Origin of the sequence: Aurantimonas sp. HBX-1, assembly GCF_021391535.1 — a bacterium.
In the GTDB taxonomy this organism is placed as follows: Bacteria; Pseudomonadota; Alphaproteobacteria; order Rhizobiales; family Rhizobiaceae; genus Aurantimonas.
In genome coordinates, this window is sequence record NZ_CP090066.1 from 3,775,987 (window position 1) to 3,796,181 (window position 20,195).

Here is a 20,195-nt window from a genome sequence, read left to right on the forward strand (position 1 = left end):
CATCGCCGTTGCCTGAACGGCGAGACGGCGCTACCACAGCGGCACGACCGCCCCCTCCCCAGTCAAGGACAGCCGCCATGGCGCTCAACGTCGCCGTCCAGATGGACCATGTCTCCTCGATCTCGATCAAGGGCGACTCCACCTTCGCGCTGTGCCTCGAGGCGCAGCGGCGCGGGCACACGCTGTTCCACTACACGCCCGACAGGCTGTCGCTGCGCGACGGACGCGCCACGGCCCGCGGCGAAGCGCTGGAAGTGCGCGAGGAAGAGGGCAACCACTTCACCCTCGGGCCCACCGAGAAGATCGACCTCGCCAGCATGGACGTCGTGCTGCTGCGCCAGGACCCGCCCTTCGACATGGCCTACATCACCTCGACGCACATTCTCGACCGCATCCACCCCAAGACGCTGGTGGTCAACGACCCCGCCTCGGTCCGCAACGCGCCGGAGAAGATCTTCGTCACCGAGTTCGCCGACCTGATGCCGGAGACGCTGATCACCAAGGATCCCGAGGAAGTCGCGGCATTTAGGGCGGAGTTCGGCGAGATCGTGCTGAAGCCGCTCTACGGCAATGGCGGCGCCGGCGTCTTCCACATCACCCGCGGCGACCGCAACCTCACCTCGTTCCTCGAGACCTTCGGCCTGCTGTTCCGCGAGCCGTTCATCGTGCAGCGCTATCTCGAGGACGTGCGCAAGGGCGACAAGCGCATCATCCTGATCGACGGCGAATATGCCGGCGCGATCAACCGCGTCCCCTCCGAGACCGACGCGCGCTCCAACATGCATGTCGGCGGCCGCGCCGAGGCGACGGAACTGACCGAGCGCGAGCGCGAGATCTGCCGGCGCATCGGCCCGGCGCTGAAGGAGCGCGGCCTGATCTTCGTCGGCATCGACGTGATCGGCGACTATCTCACCGAGATCAACGTCACCTCGCCCACCGGCATCCGCGAGATCAAGCGCTTCGGCGGCCCGGACATCGCGGCGCTGCTGTGGGACGCGATCGAGGCCCGGCGCTGAGATCTGGCGGAAAGCTGAACCCCAGCTAACAGCCGCGTTCCGGAACCGTACGGGTTCCATATGGCTTAGTGCTTCCAGACACCGGACGGGTTCCGGGCGATTTCGAGGAAAGCACGAAATGACCAAGTTGCTCTTCGCCGCGCTGGCTCTGGCGGGCGCCTTCACCATCCCTGCGCAGGCCCAGGCCCAGTCGCGCGCCATCGCCGTCACCGACGTCAACCTGCGCGCCGGGCCGTCGACGGCCTACCCCGCCGTCAACGTCGTCGGCGCCGGCGAGCGCGTCCGCGTCTTCGGCTGCCTCGACACCCGCTCCTGGTGCGACGTCGGCTATGACGGCCAGCGCGGCTGGATGTCGTCGAACTATCTCGCCGACGCCGGCGAGCGCCGCTACACCGGCCCGCGCTATGTCGAGCGCATCCGGGCGCCGGTGATCAGCTTCTCGGTCGGCAGCTACTGGGACAACCACTATCGCGGCCGCTCCTTCTACCGCGACCGCGACCGCTTCGACGACCGCGGCCCGCGCCGGGCCGAGCGCCGGCATGACCGCCGCGACTTCCGGGAAGACCGGCGCGAGGACCGCCGCGACTTCCGCGAGGAGCGCCGGGACGATCGCCGGGAATTCCGCGAGGATCGTCGCGACGACCGCCGTGACCGTCGCGGCGACCGCGCCGATCGCCGTGATTACCGCGGCCCCGTCGCCGCCGAGCCGGTGGTCCCGCTCTACCGCGTCGACTGACATCGGCTCCTGAGATCGACGGCGCGGGCGGCGACGCCCGCGCCGTTTCGCGTTCGCCGCCTTCGTGAACCGCTCCAATCTTCAATAAAATCTTCATCTCTGGCCGCGCCGAATCGGCAACCGCGATTCGTCGTGGATTTGTTCCGCTCCTGTTCTTGTTTCATTCCTGATATCGTGCTTACCTAGAGGCACGTGGACGGGTGTTCCGCTGCCGGGCAGCGGGCAGGCAGGGAGTGTCGGCATGGTCTCGCGCGTCAGGACCGTGGCTTTCCAGGGGGTCGATGCGGTTCCCGTGGACGTGCAGGTGATGGTCGCCCCCGGCAAGGTGGGCATCCAGATCGTCGGCCTGCCCGACAAGGCGGTCGCCGAAAGCCGCGAGCGGGTGCAGGCTGCGCTGCACGCCTCCGGCCTGTCGATGCCGCCGAAGAAGGTGACGGTCAACCTCGCCCCGGCGGACCTGCCCAAGGAGGGCAGCCACTACGATCTGCCGATCGCGCTCGGCCTGATGGCGGCGCTCGGCGCGATCCCGTCCGACGCGCTGGCCGGCTATCTGGTGCTCGGCGAACTCTCCCTCGACGGCATGACCACGGCGGTGGCCGGCGTGCTGCCGGCGGCGATCGGCGCCAACGCGCTCGGGCTCGGGCTGATCTGCCCGGCCGAATGCGGCGCCGAGGCCGCCTGGGCGAGCGGCGACATGGACATCGTCGCAGCGCGCAGCCTGATCCAGCTCGCCAACCATTTCCGCGGCACCCAGCTGATCGCCCGGCCCGAACCGTCGATCCGCGCCGCGCCGGCCAACCTGCCGGACCTCGCCGAGATCAAGGGCCAGACCGTCGCCAAGCGCGCGCTGGAGATCGCCGCTGCCGGCGGCCACAACCTCCTGATGGTCGGGCCGCCCGGCTCCGGCAAGTCGATGCTGGCGCAGCGCCTGCCGTCGGTGCTGCCGGCACTGGCGCCGCGGGAGCTCCTGGAAGTGTCGATGGTCGCCTCGATCGCCGGCGAGCTCTCGGGCGGCAAGCTGTCGGACCGCCGGCCGTTCCGGGCACCGCATCACTCGGCCTCGATGGCGGCGATGGTCGGCGGCGGCCTCAGGGCCCGGCCGGGCGAGGTGTCGCTGGCGCATCGAGGCGTCCTCTTCCTCGACGAGCTGCCGGAGTTCTCCCCGGTGACGCTGGATTCGCTGCGCCAGCCGCTGGAGAGCGGCGAAAGCGTCATCGCCCGGGCCAACCACCGCGTCACCTATCCCGCCAAGTTCCAGCTCGTCGCGGCGATGAACCCCTGCCGCTGCGGCATGGCGGGCGAGCCGGGGCGCAGCTGCGCCCGCGGCCCGCGCTGCGCCGCCGAGTACCAGGCCCGCCTCTCGGGGCCGCTGCTCGACCGCATCGACCTCAGGGTCGACGTGCCGGCGGTGACCGCGTCGGACCTGATCCGCCGGCAGCCGGCCGAGACGTCGGAGACGGTGGCGGCGCGGGTCGCCGCGGCCCGGGCGCTCCAGGCCGAGCGCTATGGCGGCCTCGGCCTGCCGGCCGAGACGCTCAACGCCCATTGCGCCGCCGCTTTGGTCGAGACCGTCGCCGAACCCGACGCCGACGGGCTGCGGCTGCTGCGCGAGGCGGCCGAGCAGATGAAGTTCTCCGCCCGCGCCTATCACCGCATCCTCAAGGTGGCGCGCACCCTCGCCGATCTCGACGGCGACGGACCGGTGCGGCGCATCCACCTCGCCGAGGCGATCTCCTACCGCATGGCGGGCGAACGCCTGCCCGTCGCTGCATGAGCGCGCGGGCGATGTCTTCGGGCAGGAGTTTCGACCTCAGGCACCCGGCCGTCGCCGCCTACGACGTGATCGCCGACAGGTTCGAGGCGGCACGCCGGGTGAAGCGCTGGGAGCTGCGGTATTTTGCCGAGCTCGCCGGCCGGCTGGCGCCCGGCGACCGGGTGCTCGACTGCGGCTGCGGCACCGGGCACGCCGGCGTCGCCTCGCTGGTGGAGGCGGGGTTGGCGATCACCGCGCTCGACGGCTCGGCCGCCATGCTTCGGCATTTCCGCCGCCGGCATCCCGGCATCGCGACGATCCGCTGCGACATGCTCGCCTACGAGCCCGATACCGACTTCGCCGCGATCATCGCCTGGGACAGTTTCTTCCATCTGTCGCACGGCGAGCAGCAGCGCATGATGGCGCGCTTTGCCGCCTGGCTGCGGCCGGGTGGCCTGCTGCTGTTCACCAGCGGCCCGGGCCACTCGGCGATCCGCGACACGATGTTCGGCACGCCCTTCGCCTATGCGAGCTTCAGCGACCAGGCCTATCGGGAGCTGCTCGGCGCGAACGGCATGTCGGTGCTCTCCAGCGACTTCGACGAGCCCCATGCCGCGATCCACAAGGTCTGGCTGGCGCGGCGGGAGTGATGGACGGAGGCTGACGGGCGGAGCGACGGATGGGCGGGGCGACGGCACGCAGCGCGGCACATTGCCGAAGAGACGGGCGACATGCCCTAGCTCTCCCCGGCCCGCGGTCGTCATCCTCGGGCCCCGTCCCGAGGATCCAGACTCCCGGGCATGACGAACTGCGGAAGGCCCACGCAGCCCGATCGCCCGCCGATGAAACAACACGCCCGCCGCCCTGGATCCTCGGGACGGGGCCCGAGGATGACGACTTTTCGATGCCCGGCCCCGACGCGCCCGGTCGCCGACGGCCTCGGCGATCGCCGTCAGGCCCGCAGCGTGCCGCCGGTGGCCTTCTCGACCTGCGCGACGATGCTGCGCGACACCGTCTCGAGGTCTTCCTCGGTGAGCGTGCGGTCGAGCGGGTTGAGCGTCACCTCGATGGCGACGGACTTCTTGCCCTCGCCGAGCGCGGCGCCGGTGAAGACGTCGAACACCCGCACCTCGCCGACCAGCTTCCTGTCGGCGCCCTCGGCGGCGCGGACGATCTTCAGGGCCGCGACGGCCTCGTCGACGACGAAGGCGAAGTCGCGGCGCACCGGCTGGAACGGCGACAGAGTGAGGATCGGCTTGGTGCGCGTCGGCTTGGCCTTCGGCTCCGGAATGGCGTCGAGAAACACCTCGAAGCCGCAGGCCGGGCCGGCCACGTCGAGCCGCTTCAGCGTCTGCGGGTGCAGTTCGCCGAACTCCGCCAGCACCACCTTCGGCCCGAGCTTGATCCGCCCCGAACGGCCGGGATGGTACCAGGGGCTGGCCGGCGCCTCGATCATCAGCCGGTCGACCGGCGCCCCGGCCGCCTCCAGGGCGGCGATGGCGTCGGCCTTGGCGTCGAAGACCGAGACGCTGGCGGCGGTGCCGTCCCAGGCGCGGCCGGCGCCGGCCAGCCCCGCGGTGCCGCGCCGCACGCCGCCCGCGACGCGCTTCTGCCCGTCCGGCTGGTCGCTGAGATAGATGCCGGCGACCTCGAACAGCGCCGTGTCGCCCTGCCCGCGCGCGGCGTTGCGGCCGGCGGCAGCGATCAGGCCCGGCAGCAGCGACGGCCGCATGTCCGACATGTCGGCGGCGATCGGGTTCTCCAGCTTCAGCGCCTCGGTGCCACCGCCGAAGGCCTCGGCGTGGTCCGCCGGGATGAAGCTGTAGGAGACCGTCTCGACCATGCCACGCGCGGCCAGCGCCCGGCGCGCGGCGCGGTCGCGGATCTGCGGCAGGGTCAGGATGCGGCCGTTGACGGTCGCCGCCGCCGGCAGCGGCTGCGGCGCGATGCGGTCGACGCCGACAAGGCGCATCACCTCTTCGACGAGATCGGCCTTGCCGTCGATGTCCGGGCGCCAGCTCGGCGGCGTGACCTCGGCCGAGGCGCCGGCCGGGCGGACGGCAAAGCCGAGGCGTTCGAGGATTTCCACCTGCCGGTCGGTCTCGACCGCGAGGCCGGTCAGGCGCTCGACCTCGGTGAAGGGCAGCGTTATCGGCGGCGCCTCGGCCGGCCGCCCGGCGACGACGCGGCGCTGCGACGGCGTGCCGCCGCAGAGCTCGAGCACCAAAGCGGTCGCGAGATCGAGGCCCGGCTCCATGAAGGCCGGGTCGACGCCGCGCTCGAAGCGGTAGCGGGCGTCGGTGACGATGCCGAGCGCCCGGCCGGTGCGGGCGATGTCGAGCGGCTCCCAGAGGGCCGATTCGATCAGCACGTCGGTGGTCGTCTCGTCGCAGCCGGAATGCTCGCCGCCCATGATGCCGGCGATGGACTCGACGCCGTTGTCGTCGGCGATGACGCACATGCCCTCGGCGAGCGTGTAGGTCCGCCCGTCCAGTGCCAGCACCTCCTCGCCGGCCCTCGCGCCGCGCACGACGAGGTCGCCCGAAACCTTGGCGGCGTCGAAGACGTGCAGCGGCCGGCCGCGGTCGAAGGTGACGTAGTTGGTGATGTCGACCAGCGCGTTGATCGGGCGAAGGCCGATGGCGCGCAGCCGCTTCTGCATCCAGGCCGGCGAGGCGCCATTGCTGACGCCGGAGACGCGCCGCAGGGCAAAGCCGGTGCAGGTCGGGCTCTCGACGCGCACGGAGACGGGGCAGGCGCCCTCGCCCTCGATCCGGGCCGGCGCCGCGGTGAGGAGCGTGCCCATGCCGGAGGCGGCGAGATCGCGCGCGATGCCGGCGACGCCGGTCGCGTCCGGGCGGTTGGGCGTCAGGTTGATCTCGATCACCGGGTCGGCGAGATCGGCATAGTCGGCAAAGCGCGTGCCGACCGGCGCGTCTTCCGGCAGGTCGATGATCCCCTCATGCGCGTCGGAGAGCTGCAGCTCGCGCTCGGAGACCATCATGCCGTGCGATTCGACGCCGCGGATGCGGCCGACCGACAGCGTCGTGTCGATGCCCGGCACGTAGGTGCCCGGCAGCGCCAGCACGCCGACCAGGCCGGCGCGGGCGTTGGGCGCGCCGCAGACCACCTGCACCGGCTTGCCGTCGTTGACCGCGGGACCCGCATCGACCGTCAGCACCCGCAGCTTGTCGGCGTCGGGATGCTTCTCGGCGGTCAGCACGCGGGCGATGTGGAACGGCGCGAAGACGGCACGATCGTCGACGGCTTCCACCTCGAGCCCGATCATCGTCAGGCGCTCGCAGATCTCGGCCAGCGTGGCGTCGGTGTCGAGATGGCTCTTCAGCCAGGAAAGCGTGAATTTCATCGGGCTCGATCTTGTTGCGGCGGAAACGCCCTGCCGGCGGGGCGTAACGGTCTCGGGCGACGGCGATGCCGTACGGGCAGCGGGTCGGGTCGGCGGTTTCGTAGGCCGTGCCGGGCAGCCGCGTCAATCGCGGCGGCCCTCGCGGGATGTCAGGACGCGCTTCCGTCCCGGCCGGCGACGTCGGCGGCCACCTTGCGCACCGTGCCGTTGGCATGGACGAAGCGGTAGGTGAACAGCGCCACGAGCGCGAAGACCGCATAGAGGAACAGGATGGTTCCCCAGGAGAACACCGTGTCGAAGCCGAACTTCTCGATCACGGCCGGCAGCCCGACGCCGGTGAAGAAGGAGGCGAGCGCCGCCGGCGTCGGCGGCATCGAGGAATAGTAGAAGGCGAACAGCCCGACCGTCACCAGCGCGACTAGCAGCCGCCCGAGCGAGGCCAGCATGGTGAAGGCGGCGTTCTCGGCGAACACGAAGCTGAGGATGTCGACGACCAGCGTGCCGATGATGGCACCGGCGACCACGGCGATGATCTCGATCACGAACAGGCGGGGCGACATGGCGTTCAATCCTTGCGGGTTCTGAATAGCAGGCCGGAACCGTGCTTCCACAGTCAACGGCCCGAGATCATCCGATGGCCTCTAGCTCGACAACCCCCCGAACAGGGTCGGCATGTCGAGCGGGCGGAAGCCGTAATGCTGCAGCCAGCGGACGTCGGCGTCGAAGAAGGCGCGCAGGTCGGGCATGCCGTATTTCAGCATGGCGATGCGGTCGATGCCCATGCCCCAGGCGAAGCCCTGATACTCGTCCGGATCAAGCCCGCCATGGCGCAGCACGTTCGGATGCACCATGCCGCAGCCGAGGATCTCCATCCAGTCGCTGCCCTGGCCGAAGCGGACCTCGCCCGGGTTGGAGCGGTCGCACTGGATGTCGACTTCGAGCGAGGGCTCGGTGAAGGGGAAGAAGGACGGACGGAACCGCATGTTCAGCGACGGCACCTCGAAGAACGCCTTGCAGAACTCCTCCAGCACCCACTTCATGTTGGCGACGTTGGCGGTCCGGTCGACGACCAGGCCCTCGAGCTGGTGGAACATCGGCGAATGGGTGGCGTCGGAATCCTGCCGGTAGGTCTTGCCGGGAATGACGATGCGGATCGGCGGCTTCTGCGCCTCCATGGTGCGGATCTGCACCGGCGAGGTGTGGGTGCGCAGCACCTTGCGCTCGCCCTTGGCGTCCGCCTTCAGGAAGAACGTGTCGTGCATCTCGCGCGCCGGATGGCCTTCGGGGAAATTCAGCGCGGTGAAATTGTAGTAGTCCGTCTCGATGTCCGGACCTTCGGCGATGGCGAAGCCCATGTCGGCGAAGATCGCGGTGATCTCGTCGATCACCTGGCTGATCGGGTGGATGCGGCCGCGCGACGCCGGGCTGGGGCGAACGGGGAGCGAGACGTCGACGGTCTCGGCGGCGAGGCGGGCGGTGATGGCAACCTCCGCCAGCGCCTCGCGCTTGGCCGAGATGCGCTCGGCGACCCGGTCCCTGAGGCCGTTGAGCACCGGGCCGGCCTCGCGCCGCTCGTCGGGGCTCATGCGGCCGAGACCCTTCAGCAGCTCGGACAACTCGCCCTTCTTGCCGAGCGCGGCGACGCGCACGGCCTCCAGCGCCGCCTCGTCCGGGGCATCGGCGATCGCGGCGGTCAGCCGTGTCTCGAGTGCGTCGATGTCGCTCACCCTGTCACTCCCTGCTCATGCTGTCGTCCGGCGGCGGCACGCGCCCGCCGGGATGCGCCGGTCGCCGGCGCCGAACACGAAAAGGCCCGCGCGGCGGTGTGCCGGCGCGGGCCTTCGAGATCAAGCGGCCGACGGTGTCAGGCCGCGCGCTTCTCGCCGACGGCGCGCTCATAGGCGCCCTCGAACTCGGAATCCTTCAGATAGGCGAGAGCCGCCTTGGCCTGCTCGACCAGCACCGCGAACGCTTCCGGCTCGTGGATGGCGATGTCGGACATCACCTTGCGGTCGACCTCGATCCCGGCCTTCGCCAGACCGTCGATGAAGCGGCCATAGGTCAGGCCATGCTCGCGGACGGCGGCGTTGATGCGCTGGATCCAGAGGGCGCGGAAGTTCCGCTTCTTCACCCGGCGATCGCGCGTCGCATACTGCTTCGAGCGGTCGACGGCGGCCTTCGCCGCGCGGATGGTGTTCTTGCGGCGGCCGTAGAAGCCCTTCGCCTGCTTCAGCACCTTCTTGTGCTTGGCGTGGGACGTTACGCCCCGTTTCACTCGTGCCATGATGTCGCTCCTGAAATTCGTTCGTTACCCACGCCGCTCAGCGGTTGTAGGGCATGTAGATCTTGACGATCCGCTCGTCGGGCTTCGACAGGATCTTCGTGCCGCGTGCATCGCGAATGAAGTCTCTGGAACGCTTGATCATGCCGTGACGCTTGCCGGCATGACCTGCCTTGACAAGGCCGCTGGCCGTCATCCGGAAGCGCTTCTTGGCGCTCGCCTTGGTCTTCATCTTGGGCATTTTGCTCTCCATCGTGTGGGGATCGCGACCATGTCGGGCTGCCCTGGGGCCGGCCCGGCTCGTTCCGTCATAGAGTCGGAAGGGTCGCGAAAGCATTATGAACCGCCACGGCATGCCCTGCCGGCCGGTTCCGTTTCGACGGTGCGCTTATAGGCGGGACACGGCCCCGGCGCAAGGCCCGGCGAGACCGGCTTCGTCGCCAGGCGAACAAGTATCCGTCATCCCGTGCCAGCGGCGGTGCTTGCAGCGACAAATATTATCGAGATTCCGGCCGCGCGTAGCTTGCCAGCATCGATATCAGGTGGGATCATGTGGTCAGGGCATAGGAATGATAAGCAATGGTGCTCATTAATTTTCCTGGTCGCCTCGATTATGTTCGAGAGCGCGTCGTTCTTGCATCCATCCTTCCGTCATCCTGGCCGCTAGTGCTGCGTTGCATCGAAGAATTCTTCCCGCTGGCATCGGTAGGGGTGGAGCGGATTGCGGTGCAGCCGATTCCGCCAGTGGTCTCGACCCCACCCCGGCAGCGGATGGCTGTCGGCATGTCTTCGCCCCCGGAAGCGGCCGTTTTTCGCGTCGATAGCGGTATGGTCGCGGCCGGCGCGATTATTCGGCTGGGCCCTACCGGCGCCCCGCAGCCCGGATCGGCCCAGGATGGCGCCGGCCTGGTGCTGGAGGTGGAGCGCGGAGAAGCCGTTCTGCTTGCCGTCCGTTTCCCGACCCGGCTCGGCCCCCGATATGACGCGGCGATCGCGACGCTGCTGAAGCGGCTCCGCGACGACCTGATCCTCAGCTATCGCGCGACCCGAATCCTCACGCAGGGCGGCCGCCTCGACCGCCCCACGCTGGAGGCAGGCTGGGACCGGCTTCTGGCCGGCGTTGCGCTGCTGTCGTCCCGCCTGCGCATCCAGGCCGCGAACGTCGCGACAGACGATCTCCTGGCCGATCGCCGATTCTTCCTCCCGCCTGTGGCAGGCGTGGTTCAACCGGCGGTGAAAGCCGACGCCGAGCGTATGCTCGATGCGGCGGGGCGGATCCTGCAGGGCGGCAGTGCCGGGGAGAGCCTTGTCTTCGCGGCGCTTCGCGGTCCGCAACGGCTGCTGATGCGGCTTTACCGGCTGGATCGGAGCCCGCCCTTCGGGGACGCGCCCGATGCCGCGCCGCGCGTCGCCGCCCGGCTGCTTGCCGTCATCGAAGCCGAACAGCCCGGCGTGGCGGAGCAGGCCAGCCCGCTGGCCTCCACCATTGCCTGCCTGACGCCGGAAATGCCGCGACCCGAGGCCTTGCAGACGGGCCTCTGCCGCGCCTGAGCGGCCCGGCGCGACATGAACGGGGCGTGGCAGTCGTCGGCTCGATGTCAGCCGGACGCTGCGCGCGAACCGCCGCAATCGGCAGACGGACATGGCTTCGGCGAAGATCGCCCGATCCCGGCGCCCGCAATCGCGAGCAGCAGCGCCAGGGTCAAACGCGGCGTCTCCCGCAGGAGCGCCGCGCCGGTATCAGCCGCGCGGCGCGAGGACCATCATCATCTGACGGCCTTCGAGCTTCGGCTCGGCCTCGACCTTGGAGATCTCCGCCGTCTCCTCGCGGACCCGGTTGAGCAGCCGCATGCCGAGTTCCTGGTGCGCCATCTCGCGGCCACGGAAGCGCAGCGTCACCTTGACCTTGTCGCCATCGTCGAAGAACCGGCGGACGGCCTTCATCTTGGTCTCGTAATCATGCTCGTCGATGTTCGGACGCATCTTGATCTCTTTGACCTCGATGGTCTTCTGGCGCTTGCGCGCCTCGGCGGACTTCTTCTGGTTCTCGTATTTGAGCTTGCCGAGATCGAGAATCTTGCAGACCGGCGGGTTGGCGGTGGGGACGATCTCCACGAGATCGAGGCCCGCCTCCTCTGCCATCGACAGGGCTTCCTGGGTAGCGATCTGACCGAGGTTCACGCCCTCGACGTCGATCAGCTGAATCATCGGAACGCGGATCTCCTTGTTGGAGCGCGGTCCTTCCTTTTGGGCCGGTGGGGCACGAAATGGTCTGCGAATGGTCGTTGACTCCAGTTGTTGACGACGCTTGACGGGCGGAAGGGCACGCAAGGGCCACCGGCTCCTCAAGGAGCTCAGGGCGGCCAGCAGGGAGCGGTGCCTCCACGCGGGCAATTTCTATAGCATCGGCAGAGCCGTTTGGCACGCCGCGCCGGCACAAAATGTACCCGACCCCTCCCCGGGACAAGAGGACCGCCGTCAATCTGCCGCTGGGTCAGGCAATCGACGGACGCCACGGCGGTGCCGCAAGGGCGCCGCGCCGAAGGGCTATCGCTGCACGTCGGACGCGGCTAAACGCGCTCCATCACCAAGGAGCACGCCGATGGACACCGCCCCCGAGATTTCCGGCTCCCTCGTCGTCGGATCCGGCGAGGCTGCCCGCCGCATAGCCTACGAGAGCCGCGACGGCGAGGGCCCCGCCCTGGTCTGGCTGGGCGGCTACCGCTCGGACATGCGCGGCACCAAGGCCGAGCACCTCTGCCGGCTCGCGGCCGAGAACGGCCTCGCCTCCTGCCGCCTCGACTATTCCGGACACGGCGAATCCGGCGGCAGATTCGAGGACGGCACGATCAGCCGATGGGTGGAGGAAGCCGCCGCGGTCCTCGCCGCTGCGGTGGACAAGCCGGCGATCCTCGTCGGCTCGTCGATGGGCGCCTGGATCGCACTGCGCCTCGTGCAGCGGGCACGCGCCGCGCGCGGCGGCACGCCGATCGTCGGCCTGCTGCTGCTGGCGCCGGCGCCCGACTTCACCCGGCGCCTGATGGAGCCGCAACTGACGCCGGCGCAGCGGCAGGAACTCGTCGATAACGGCTTCCTGTCGGAGCCCTCGGCCTATTCCGACGCGCCGACGATCTACACGCAGGCGCTGTTTGCCGACGGCGCCGCCAATCTCGTCATGGAGGGGCCCATCGAGACCGGCTGCCCGGTGACCATCATCCAGGGCATGGCCGACCCCGACGTGCCCTTCCAGCACGCGCTCGACCTGGTCAGCCACCTGCCTTCCGACGGCGTGGTGGTGACCCTCGTCCGGGACGGTGACCACCGCCTGTCGCGACCGCGCGACCTGCAGCTGATCGAACGGGCGGCGCTCGATCTCGTCGCGGCAGCCCGGGACGCGGGTACGGCGTGATCAACAGGCTCGTTGCTTCTGCCTCCACAGATTTCGGAGAATGTGATGAAATTGTCACCTTCTCCCCGACCGTGCCTCGAAACCATTCAATTTCCACAAGTTAGACGGCTGACGACCGGTCCGTAAGTCCTTTGCCACAGGGTCAGGGAGGGCTTTAGTCTGCCCAAGCTTGTACGAAGCTGCCGCCTGTCACGCGACTGACACACAGGGTGCGTTGACAGCATTGTGCGTTGCACCGAACATCCCTCGATCAGGCCAGCCATCGTTCGCTCTTGGGGGTGCGAATGTCGAGACTCTGCGCATTCGGCGCCACGCTATCGCTTTGCCTTTTACTGCTTGCGGGGCCCGCGGCAGCCGACCCGGGCCCCGGACACATGCCGGTCGGCCGGGCGACGACGCAGCCGATCGGCCACCACCTCTTCTGCCTGGAAAACGCGGCGGAGTGCCGTCCGCTGGAATCGCGCGGCCTGGTGACGCCGCTCAAGCTGGATCACGACCTCATCCTCGCCGTCGCCGAGGTCAACACGAGGATCAACGCCCGGATCGAGCCGCGCTCCGACGCGGAGCTCTACGGCACGGAGGAGCGCTGGACCTACCCGACCGATGCCGGCGACTGCGAGGACTTCGCCCTGCTCAAGCGGCGCGCGTTGCACGAGATGGGAATCGACCTCGCCAATCTTCTCCTGACCGTCGTGCGCAAGCGCAGCGGCGAAGGGCATGCGGTGCTGACGCTGCGCACCGACCGCGGCGACTTCATCCTCGACAATCTGAACTGGCGGGTCGTCGCCTGGACGGACACGCCCTACCGCTTCGTCAAGCGCCAGAGCGGGAGCGATCCCGGCCGATGGCTGGATATCGGCGTGGCGTCCGAGGTGGTGGTGGGCGCCGTCGCGAAGTAGCGGGCGCCGGCAGGACGCGGGGATTCCTCCCGCTGGTTGCTCACGCGGAATTTTCAACGGGTTAAAGCACTTGATAGTCCGGCGGCGAAATCCCGCTACGGTGAGGGATGACTTGTCTCTCACCGCAAGGTCGGATGCCCGTGTCCAACGATGACGACAAGGAACTCGCCAGCGAGGTGGAGGATGCGCTTCGCGCCCTCGGCATCGCCAGTAGCCGCAACAGCTCCGACCGGCAGGTAGAGCGCTTCGTGCGCGAACTGCGCGGCGGCGAGATCGAGGCATCCACCGACGAGAGCGATGGCGGATCGCAGCAGGCCGATCCCGGCCTCTGATCCCTCGCGCAGCGTCTGCCGGCCGTTGCAGGCCGGCGGCCATTCACTTGGGCTCGCCCGTCTCCGGGTCCGACGGCTGCTCTTCCGTGCCGGGGATGACGTAGGCGCCGGTCAGCCAGCGGTTGAGGTCGACCGCCTTGCAGCGCGCCGAGCAGAACGGGTAGTTCTCCCGGTCCGACGGCCGCCGGCATTCGGGACACTGCCGGCGCGGACGCAGCGGCGTGACCGTCGCCGGGCCGCCGCTCATGCGTCCTCCGTCTGGACCGTTGCGGCCTTCCACCGTCCGTGGATGTCGTAGCCCTCGCCCGCCAGCAGCGCGAGCGTCTCGTAGAGCGGCAGGCCGACGACATTGGTGTAGGAGCCGACGAGCCGCACGACGAAGCTGCCGGCGAGGCCCTGGATGGCATAGCCGCCGGCCTTGCCGCGCCATTCGCCTGAGCCGAGATAGCTGTCGATGTCCTCGCGCGACAGGCGCTTGAAGCGCACGCGCGTCTCGATCAGCCGCTGGCGCAGCGCGCCCTTCGGCCCGACCAGGCTGACGCCGGTATAGACGCGATGCGTGCGGCCGGAGAGGGTGCGCAGATTGGTCAGCGCATCCTCGATCAGCTCGGCCTTCGGCATGACCTGGCGGCCGACGGAGACGACCGTGTCGGCCGACAGCACGAAGGCGGGGCCGAGATCCATCTCGGCGAGCGTCGCGATCGCCGACTCGGCCTTGGCCCGGGAGAGCCGCTTGGCCAGCGAGCGCGGATGCTCGTTGCGCTGCGGCGTCTCGTCGAGATCGGCCGGCAGCAGGCGGTCCGGCTCGATTCCGGCCTGATTCAGCAGCTGCAGCCGCCGGGGCGAACCGGAGGCGAGCACCAGAAGGGGGCGCGCTGGCATCGATCCGTCCCCGTTCTCGGGCTTACTTGAAGCGATAGGTGATGCGACCCTTGGTCAGGTCGTACGGGGTCATCTCGACCAGCACCTTGTCGCCCGTCAGCACGCGGATGCGGTTCTTGCGCATGCGGCCGGCCGTATGGGCGATGATCTCGTGATCGTTCTCGAGCTTGATCCGGAAGGTCGCGTTGGGCAGCAGTTCGGTCACCACCCCCGGAAATTCCAGAACTTCTTCTTTTGCCATCGGGACATGCCTTGAAAGTTGTTTGGCGCGCGGCGTATCGGCGCCACGCACGACTGTCGCAGCGAAAGCGGCGACGAAACGGAAATCGGGGCCCTAGATCGGAGGAAACGGCCGAAAAAGCAAGCCACCGTCGATATTGTGCCGCCTGGGCCGGCGCGCAGGGATCAACCGCTGATGCGGACGATGTCCGCCCCGCAATTGCCGAGCTTCTCCTCCAGGCGCTCGAAGCCCCGGTCGAGATGGTAGACGCGGTTGACCGTCGTCTCGCCCTCGGCAACGAGGCCGGCGATCACCAGCGAGACCGAGGCGCGCAGGTCGGTGGCCATCACCGGCGCGCCGCGGAGCCGCTCGACGCCCTCGATCGTCGCCACCTGGCCGGACAGCGAGATGCGGGCACCCAGCCGCGCCAGTTCCTGCACGTGCATGAAGCGGTTCTCGAAAATCGTCTCGGTGATGTGCGAGACGCCGCTGGAGCGGGTCATCAGCGCCATGAACTGCGCCTGCAGGTCGGTCGGGAAGCCGGGATAGGGGTCGGTCACCACGTCGACCGGCGAGATGCCGCCGCCATTGCGGTAGACCCTGATGCCGTTCTCGACGCTCTCGACCGTCACGCCGGCGTCGCGCAGCGTGCCGACGGCGGACTGGAGCAGCGCGGCGCTGGTGCCGGTCAGCGTGACGTCGCCGCCGGTCATCGCCACCGCCATGGCGTAGGTGCCGGTCTCGATACGGTCCGGCAGCACCGGATGGCGCGCCCCGGAGAGGGCCGCGACGCCCTGGATGGTGATGGTCGAGGTGCCGGCGCCGGAGATCTTGGCGCCCATCGCGTTGAGGCACTTGGCGAGGTCGACGATCTCCGGCTCGCGCGCGGCGTTCTCGAGCAGGGTCTCGCCCTTGGCCAGCGAGGCCGCCATCAGCATCACGTGGGTGGCGCCGACCGAGACTTTGGGGAAAACGAAGCGGTTGCCGACGAGGCCGCCCTTGGCCTCGGCGACGGCATAGCCGGCGTCGATGTCGATCGTCGCGCCGAGCGCCCGGAGCCCGTCGATGAACAGGTCGACCGGCCGCGTGCCGATGGCGCAGCCGCCGGGCAGCGAGACCTTGGCGCGGTGCATGCGGGCCAACAGAGGCCCGATGACCCAGAAGCTCGCCCGCATCTTCGAGACCAGCTCGTAGGGGGCGGTCGTGTCGACGATGGTGCGGGCGTTGAAATGGATGGTCCGGCCGAGGCCCGGATCCTGGTGCAGGCGCTTGCCGGCGACCGCGTAGTCGACTCCGTGATTGGCAAGGATGCGGATCAGCTGCTCGACATCGGCCAGATGCGGCACGTTCTCGAGCGTCAGCGTGTCGTCGGTCAGCAGCGCGGCGATCATCAGCGGCAAGGTGGCGTTCTTGGCGCCGGAAATCGGGATCGTCCCGTTCAGCTCGTTGCCGCCGCGAATGCGAATGCGATCCATGTAATGTCCTGATCCCGCGTCGAAGTCCCCCGCAACGGCGGTTCCTACACCAGCCGGCAGCGGGAGACAAATGCCGCGGCGCCGGGCAGCCGCTCAGACGTGCAGGGCGTGGCCGAGCGCCCGCATCGCCGCCTCCTGGAACGCCTCGCCCTGGGTCGGGTGGGCGTGGACGGTGCCGGCGACGTCCTCGAGGCAGGCGCCCATCTCCAACGCCAGCGAGAACGCCGCGGCGAGCTCGGCGACGCCTGCCCCGACCGCCTGGATGCCGAGCACCAGATGGTCGTCGGCGCGCGCCACGACCCGCACGAAGCCGTCCTCGCGGTGCAGCGTCATCGCCCTTCCGTTGGCCTGGAAGGGAAAGCTGCCGAGCTTGACCGCCAGCCCCTGCGCCTTCGCCGCCTCCGGCGAGAGGCCGACGCTGACGATCTCGGGATCGGTGAAGCAGACCGCCGGGATCGCCCGCTTGTCGAAGGCGCGGCGCTCGCCGGCGACGATCTCGGCCACCATCTCGCCCTGCGCCATCGCCTTGTGGGCGAGCATCGGCTCGCCGACGAGATCGCCGATCGCATAGACGCCGCGCATCGCCGTCCGGCATTGCTCGTCGACCCTGACGAAGGCGCCGTCCATGTCGAGCACGAGCTCCTCGCGCCCCCAGCCCTCGGTGAGCGGGCGCCGCCCGACGGTGACGAGGATCGTGTCGGCGCCGATGCGGCGTTCGCCGCCATCTTGCGTCTCCACCACGAGGTCGCGGCCCTCCCCGGCGAGGCCCTTGGCCCTGGCGCCGGTGAGGATCTCGACGCCGAGCGTCTCCAGCCGGGCAAGGACTGGCCGCACCAGCTCGGCGTCGTAGAGCGGCAGGATGCGGTCCATCGCCTCGACGATGGTGACGGCGGAGCCCGCCTTGGCGAAAGCGGTGCCGAGCTCGACGCCGATATAGCCGCCACCGACCACCGCGAGCCGCGCCGGCGGCGCATCGAGGCTCAGCGCCGCCTCCGAGGAGATCACCTTGCCGCCGAAGGGCAGCATCGGCAGCTCGACCGGCACCGAGCCGGTGGCGATGACGACCGATTCCGCCGTGATGCGCTGGGTGCCGGTCTCGCCGTCGACCTCGACGGTCTTGCCGTCGAGGAAGCGGGCGCGGCCGGCGACCAGCTTCACCCGGGCCCGCTTCAGCAGGCCGGTGACGCCGTTGTTCAGGCGGTTGACGATCCCGTCCTTCCAGTCGACGACGCGCGGCCAGTCGAGCGCCGGCGTGCCGGCGGTGACGCCCGGGATCGCCCGGCCGCCGGCGGCCTCGCGCAGCAGGAAATACTCGTCGGCGGCGTGGATCAGCGCCTTGGAGGGGATGCAGCCGATGTTCAGGCAGGTGCCGCCCGGCTTGCGGTCGTCGACGATCACCGTGTCGACCCCGAGCTGGCCGGCGCGGATCGCCGCGACGTAGCCGCCGGGACCGGCGCCGATGACGAGAAGCTGGCAGGTCATGTCGGCCATGGCGGCGCCTCAGCTCTCGGCGAAGATCATCGCCGGGGTTTCCAGGAGCGCCTTGATGCGCTGGACGAAGACCGCCGCGTCGTAGCCGTCGACGACCCGGTGGTCGAAGCTCGAGGAAAGGTTCATCCGCCGCCGCGGCACGAAGCGCGCACCGTCCCAGACCGGCCGCGTCTCGATCTTGTTGACCCCGACGATGGCGACCTCCGGATGGTTGATCACCGGCGTCGTGACGATGCCGCCCAGCGCGCCCAGCGAGGTGATGGTGATCGTCGATCCCGACAGTTCCTCGCGCTTCGCCCGGCCGGTCTTCGCCATCTCCGACAGCCGCGCCACCTCCTCGGCGCAGCCCCAGACGTCGCGCGCCTCGGCGTGGCGCACCACCGGCACGACGAGGCCGCCGCCGGTCTGCGCCGCGACGCCGACATGGACGCCGCCGTGCTGGCGCAGGACATTCGCCTCGTCGTCGTAATGGGCGTTCATCAGCGGCTGGTCGCGGATCGCGATGACCATCGCGCGCATCAGGAAGGGCAGCAGCGTCAGTTTCGGCCGGTCGTCGCGGCGGTCGCGGTTGAGGGCGGCGCGCAGTTCCTCCAGCGCCTCGACGTCGATCTCCTCGACATAGGTGATGTGGGCGATGCGGCGCGTGGCGAGCGCCATCTTCTCGGCGATCTTGCGCCGCAGCCCGACGATCTTCACCTCCGAGACGGAATTATCGGCGACGAGGCGGCCGGGACCGGCGGTGGCGGCGCCGCCGGCGAGATAGGCGTCGAGATCGTCATGGCCGATTCGCCCGGCCGGACCGCTGCCCGGCACGCGGCGCAGGTCGACCCCCGCATCCATGGCGCGTCGCCGCACGGACGGCGAGGCGAGCGGCCGCTCGCCGGGCTTGCGCGGCACGCCGGGGTCGAGCCGCGCAGCGCCCGATCGTGCCGGGGCGGGTCGCGGTTCCGGCGCGGCTTGCGGGGCAGCGTCGCGCGTCTCTGCGCGATCTTCCGCCTCCGGCTCAAGTTCCGGAGCCTGCGGTTCGGCGTGCGGCGCCGGGGCAGCCGCGACGACCGCGTCGGCCTCCCCGCCGGCGACCGCCAGCCGGACCAGCGGCGCGCCGACAGCGATGGTCTCGCCGATCTCGCCGCCCAGCCACTCCACCGTGCCGTCGACGGGCGCCGGAATGTCCACCGTCGCCTTGTCGGTCATCACCGCCGCCAGCACGGTGTCCTCGCGCACGACGTCGCCGACCGCGACGTGCCATTCGACCAGCTCGGCCTCGGCGACGCCCTCGCCCACGTCCGGCAGCTTGATGGTGACGCTGCCCATGCTCAGGCCTCCATCGCCTGCTTGAGCGCCGCGCCGACGCGCGCGGGGCCCGGAAAATAGTCCCACTCCTGGGCGTGCGGATAGGGCGTGTCCCAGCCGGCGACGCGCCGGATCGGCGCCTCCAGGTGGTAGAAGCAGGTCTCCTCGACCAGCGCGCAGAGCTCGGCGCCGAAGCCGGCGGTGAGCGTCGCCTCGTGGACGACGACGCAGCGCCCGGTCTTCCTCACCGAGGCCTCGATCAGCTCGAGATCGAGCGGCACCAGGGTCCTGAGGTCGATGATCTCGGCGTCGACCGCCACCATCGCGGCGGCCGCCTCGGCGACATGCACCATGGTGCCGTAGGCGAGAACGGTGACCGCCTCGCCGGCGCGCCGCACGATTCCCTGGCCGAGCGGCACGACGTAGCGGCCCTCCGGCACCTCGCCCAGCGCGTGCTTCGACCACGGCGTCACCGGCCGGTCGTGATGGCCGTCGAAGGGTCCGTTATAGAGGCGCTTCGGCTCCAGGAAGATCACCGGATCGTTGTCCTCGATCGCGGCGATCAGCAGGCCCTTGGCGTCGTAGGGATTGGAGGGCACGACGGTCTTCAGCCCGGCGACATGGGCAAACAGCGCTTCCGGCGACTGGGAATGGGTCTGGCCGCCGAAGATGCCGCCGCCGGTCGGCATGCGCACCACCAGCGGGGCGGTGAAGTCGGCGGCGGAGCGGTAGCGCAGGCGCGCGGCCTCCGAGACGATCTGGTCGTAGGCGGGGTAGACGTAGTCGGCGAACTGCATCTCGACCACCGGCCGCAGGCCGTAGGCGGCCATGCCGATGGCGGTGCCGACGATGCCGCTCTCGTTGATCGGCGCGTCGAAGCAGCGGTTGCGGCCGAAGCGCTCCTGTAGGCCGGCGGTGCAACGGAACACGCCGCCGAAATAGCCGACGTCCTCGCCATAGACGACGACGTTGGGGTCGGCCTCCATCGCCACCGCATGGGCATCCCGGATCGCCTCGATCATCGTCATGCGCGGCATGGCG

Annotated in this window: 21 protein-coding genes; 8 read left to right on the plus strand and 13 right to left on the minus strand. The window is 69.7% G+C overall.

Features of this window, described 5'->3' with window-relative positions; genetic code table 11:
- Positions 1-77: 77 nt before the first annotated feature.
- From gshB to LXB15_RS17880, 4 genes are all read left to right on the plus strand, one after another.
- A complete protein-coding gene (gshB, locus tag LXB15_RS17865) occupies positions 78-1,016 on the plus strand; it encodes a glutathione synthase (protein WP_233949724.1) in 939 nt (312 codons plus the stop codon).
- 118 nt (positions 1,017-1,134) lie between these two features.
- Positions 1,135-1,752 carry an SH3 domain-containing protein gene (locus LXB15_RS17870; protein ID WP_233949725.1) on the plus strand — a complete coding sequence of 206 codons (618 nt, stop codon included), beginning with the start codon at positions 1,135-1,137 and terminating at the stop codon, positions 1,750-1,752.
- Positions 1,753-1,993: 241 nt separating this feature from the next.
- On the plus strand, positions 1,994-3,526 hold the full coding sequence (locus tag LXB15_RS17875; RefSeq protein ID WP_233949726.1) for a YifB family Mg chelatase-like AAA ATPase: 1,533 nt from the start codon (positions 1,994-1,996) through the stop codon (positions 3,524-3,526).
- Between the two features lie 11 nt (positions 3,527-3,537).
- Positions 3,538-4,155 (plus strand): trans-aconitate 2-methyltransferase, encoded by a 618-nt coding sequence (locus tag LXB15_RS17880; protein ID WP_233949727.1) that lies wholly within the window; start codon positions 3,538-3,540, stop codon positions 4,153-4,155.
- A gap of 302 nt (positions 4,156-4,457) precedes the next feature.
- Here the strand turns inward: LXB15_RS17880 and pheT are convergent, their stop codons facing one another.
- From pheT to rpmI, 5 genes are all read right to left on the minus strand, one after another.
- On the minus strand, positions 4,458-6,872 hold the full coding sequence (gene pheT / locus LXB15_RS17885; protein ID WP_233949728.1) for a phenylalanine--tRNA ligase subunit beta: 2,415 nt from the start codon (positions 6,870-6,872) through the stop codon (positions 4,458-4,460).
- 149 nt (positions 6,873-7,021) lie between these two features.
- On the minus strand, positions 7,022-7,432 hold the full coding sequence (locus LXB15_RS17890; protein WP_233949729.1) for a hypothetical protein: 411 nt from the start codon (positions 7,430-7,432) through the stop codon (positions 7,022-7,024).
- 81 nt (positions 7,433-7,513) lie between these two features.
- Positions 7,514-8,599, minus strand: a complete 1,086-nt coding sequence (gene pheS / locus LXB15_RS17895; RefSeq protein ID WP_233949730.1) for a phenylalanine--tRNA ligase subunit alpha — start codon at positions 8,597-8,599, stop codon at positions 7,514-7,516.
- A 137-nt stretch (positions 8,600-8,736) separates the two neighbouring features.
- Positions 8,737-9,156, minus strand: a complete 420-nt coding sequence (gene rplT, locus LXB15_RS17900; RefSeq protein WP_183210991.1) for a 50S ribosomal protein L20 — start codon at positions 9,154-9,156, stop codon at positions 8,737-8,739.
- A 37-nt stretch (positions 9,157-9,193) separates the two neighbouring features.
- The gene (rpmI, locus tag LXB15_RS17905; RefSeq protein WP_183210990.1) at positions 9,194-9,394 is read right to left on the minus strand and encodes a 50S ribosomal protein L35; all 201 of its coding nucleotides are present in this window, start codon (positions 9,392-9,394) and stop codon (positions 9,194-9,196) included.
- Positions 9,395-9,732: 338 nt separating this feature from the next.
- Here rpmI and LXB15_RS17910 point away from each other — a divergent pair, with 338 nt between their 5' ends.
- A complete protein-coding gene (locus LXB15_RS17910) occupies positions 9,733-10,704 on the plus strand; it encodes a hypothetical protein (protein WP_233949731.1) in 972 nt (323 codons plus the stop codon).
- Between the two features lie 189 nt (positions 10,705-10,893).
- Here the strand turns inward: LXB15_RS17910 and infC are convergent, their stop codons facing one another.
- Complete coding sequence (gene infC, locus LXB15_RS17915; RefSeq protein ID WP_233953233.1) at positions 10,894-11,433, minus strand: translation initiation factor IF-3; 540 nt, start codon at positions 11,431-11,433, stop codon at positions 10,894-10,896.
- Positions 11,434-11,755: 322 nt separating this feature from the next.
- Between infC and LXB15_RS17920 the strand changes: the two genes are divergently transcribed.
- The 3 genes from LXB15_RS17920 to LXB15_RS17930 all read left to right on the plus strand — a co-directional run bounded on the left by LXB15_RS17920 (position 11,756) and on the right by LXB15_RS17930 (position 13,793).
- The gene (locus LXB15_RS17920; protein ID WP_233949732.1) at positions 11,756-12,562 is read left to right on the plus strand and encodes a carboxylesterase; all 807 of its coding nucleotides are present in this window, start codon (positions 11,756-11,758) and stop codon (positions 12,560-12,562) included.
- Positions 12,563-12,846: 284 nt separating this feature from the next.
- On the plus strand, positions 12,847-13,461 hold the full coding sequence (locus tag LXB15_RS17925; RefSeq protein ID WP_370640129.1) for a transglutaminase-like cysteine peptidase: 615 nt from the start codon (positions 12,847-12,849) through the stop codon (positions 13,459-13,461).
- A 140-nt stretch (positions 13,462-13,601) separates the two neighbouring features.
- Positions 13,602-13,793, plus strand: coding sequence for a hypothetical protein (locus tag LXB15_RS17930; protein WP_233949734.1), 192 nt, complete (start codon positions 13,602-13,604; stop codon positions 13,791-13,793).
- A gap of 43 nt (positions 13,794-13,836) precedes the next feature.
- Here the strand turns inward: LXB15_RS17930 and yacG are convergent, their stop codons facing one another.
- From yacG to LXB15_RS17965, 7 genes are all read right to left on the minus strand, one after another.
- Positions 13,837-14,040: a DNA gyrase inhibitor YacG gene (gene yacG / locus LXB15_RS17935; RefSeq protein WP_233949735.1), complete on the minus strand. Its 204-nt coding sequence runs from the start codon at positions 14,038-14,040 to the stop codon at positions 13,837-13,839.
- Complete coding sequence (locus LXB15_RS17940) at positions 14,037-14,675, minus strand: Maf-like protein (protein ID WP_233949736.1); 639 nt, start codon at positions 14,673-14,675, stop codon at positions 14,037-14,039. The genes yacG and LXB15_RS17940 overlap by 4 nt, the downstream gene beginning before the upstream one ends.
- A gap of 22 nt (positions 14,676-14,697) precedes the next feature.
- On the minus strand, positions 14,698-14,916 hold the full coding sequence (infA, locus tag LXB15_RS17945; RefSeq protein ID WP_019994787.1) for a translation initiation factor IF-1: 219 nt from the start codon (positions 14,914-14,916) through the stop codon (positions 14,698-14,700).
- A 164-nt stretch (positions 14,917-15,080) separates the two neighbouring features.
- A complete protein-coding gene (murA, locus tag LXB15_RS17950) occupies positions 15,081-16,370 on the minus strand; it encodes a UDP-N-acetylglucosamine 1-carboxyvinyltransferase (protein ID WP_233949737.1) in 1,290 nt (429 codons plus the stop codon).
- Between the two features lie 93 nt (positions 16,371-16,463).
- Complete coding sequence (gene lpdA / locus LXB15_RS17955) at positions 16,464-17,861, minus strand: dihydrolipoyl dehydrogenase (RefSeq protein ID WP_233949738.1); 1,398 nt, start codon at positions 17,859-17,861, stop codon at positions 16,464-16,466.
- Between the two features lie 9 nt (positions 17,862-17,870).
- A complete protein-coding gene (locus LXB15_RS17960) occupies positions 17,871-19,175 on the minus strand; it encodes a dihydrolipoamide acetyltransferase family protein (protein ID WP_233949739.1) in 1,305 nt (434 codons plus the stop codon).
- A gap of 2 nt (positions 19,176-19,177) precedes the next feature.
- Positions 19,178-20,191, minus strand: a complete 1,014-nt coding sequence (locus tag LXB15_RS17965; protein WP_233949740.1) for an alpha-ketoacid dehydrogenase subunit beta — start codon at positions 20,189-20,191, stop codon at positions 19,178-19,180.
- Positions 20,192-20,195 lie beyond the last annotated feature (4 nt).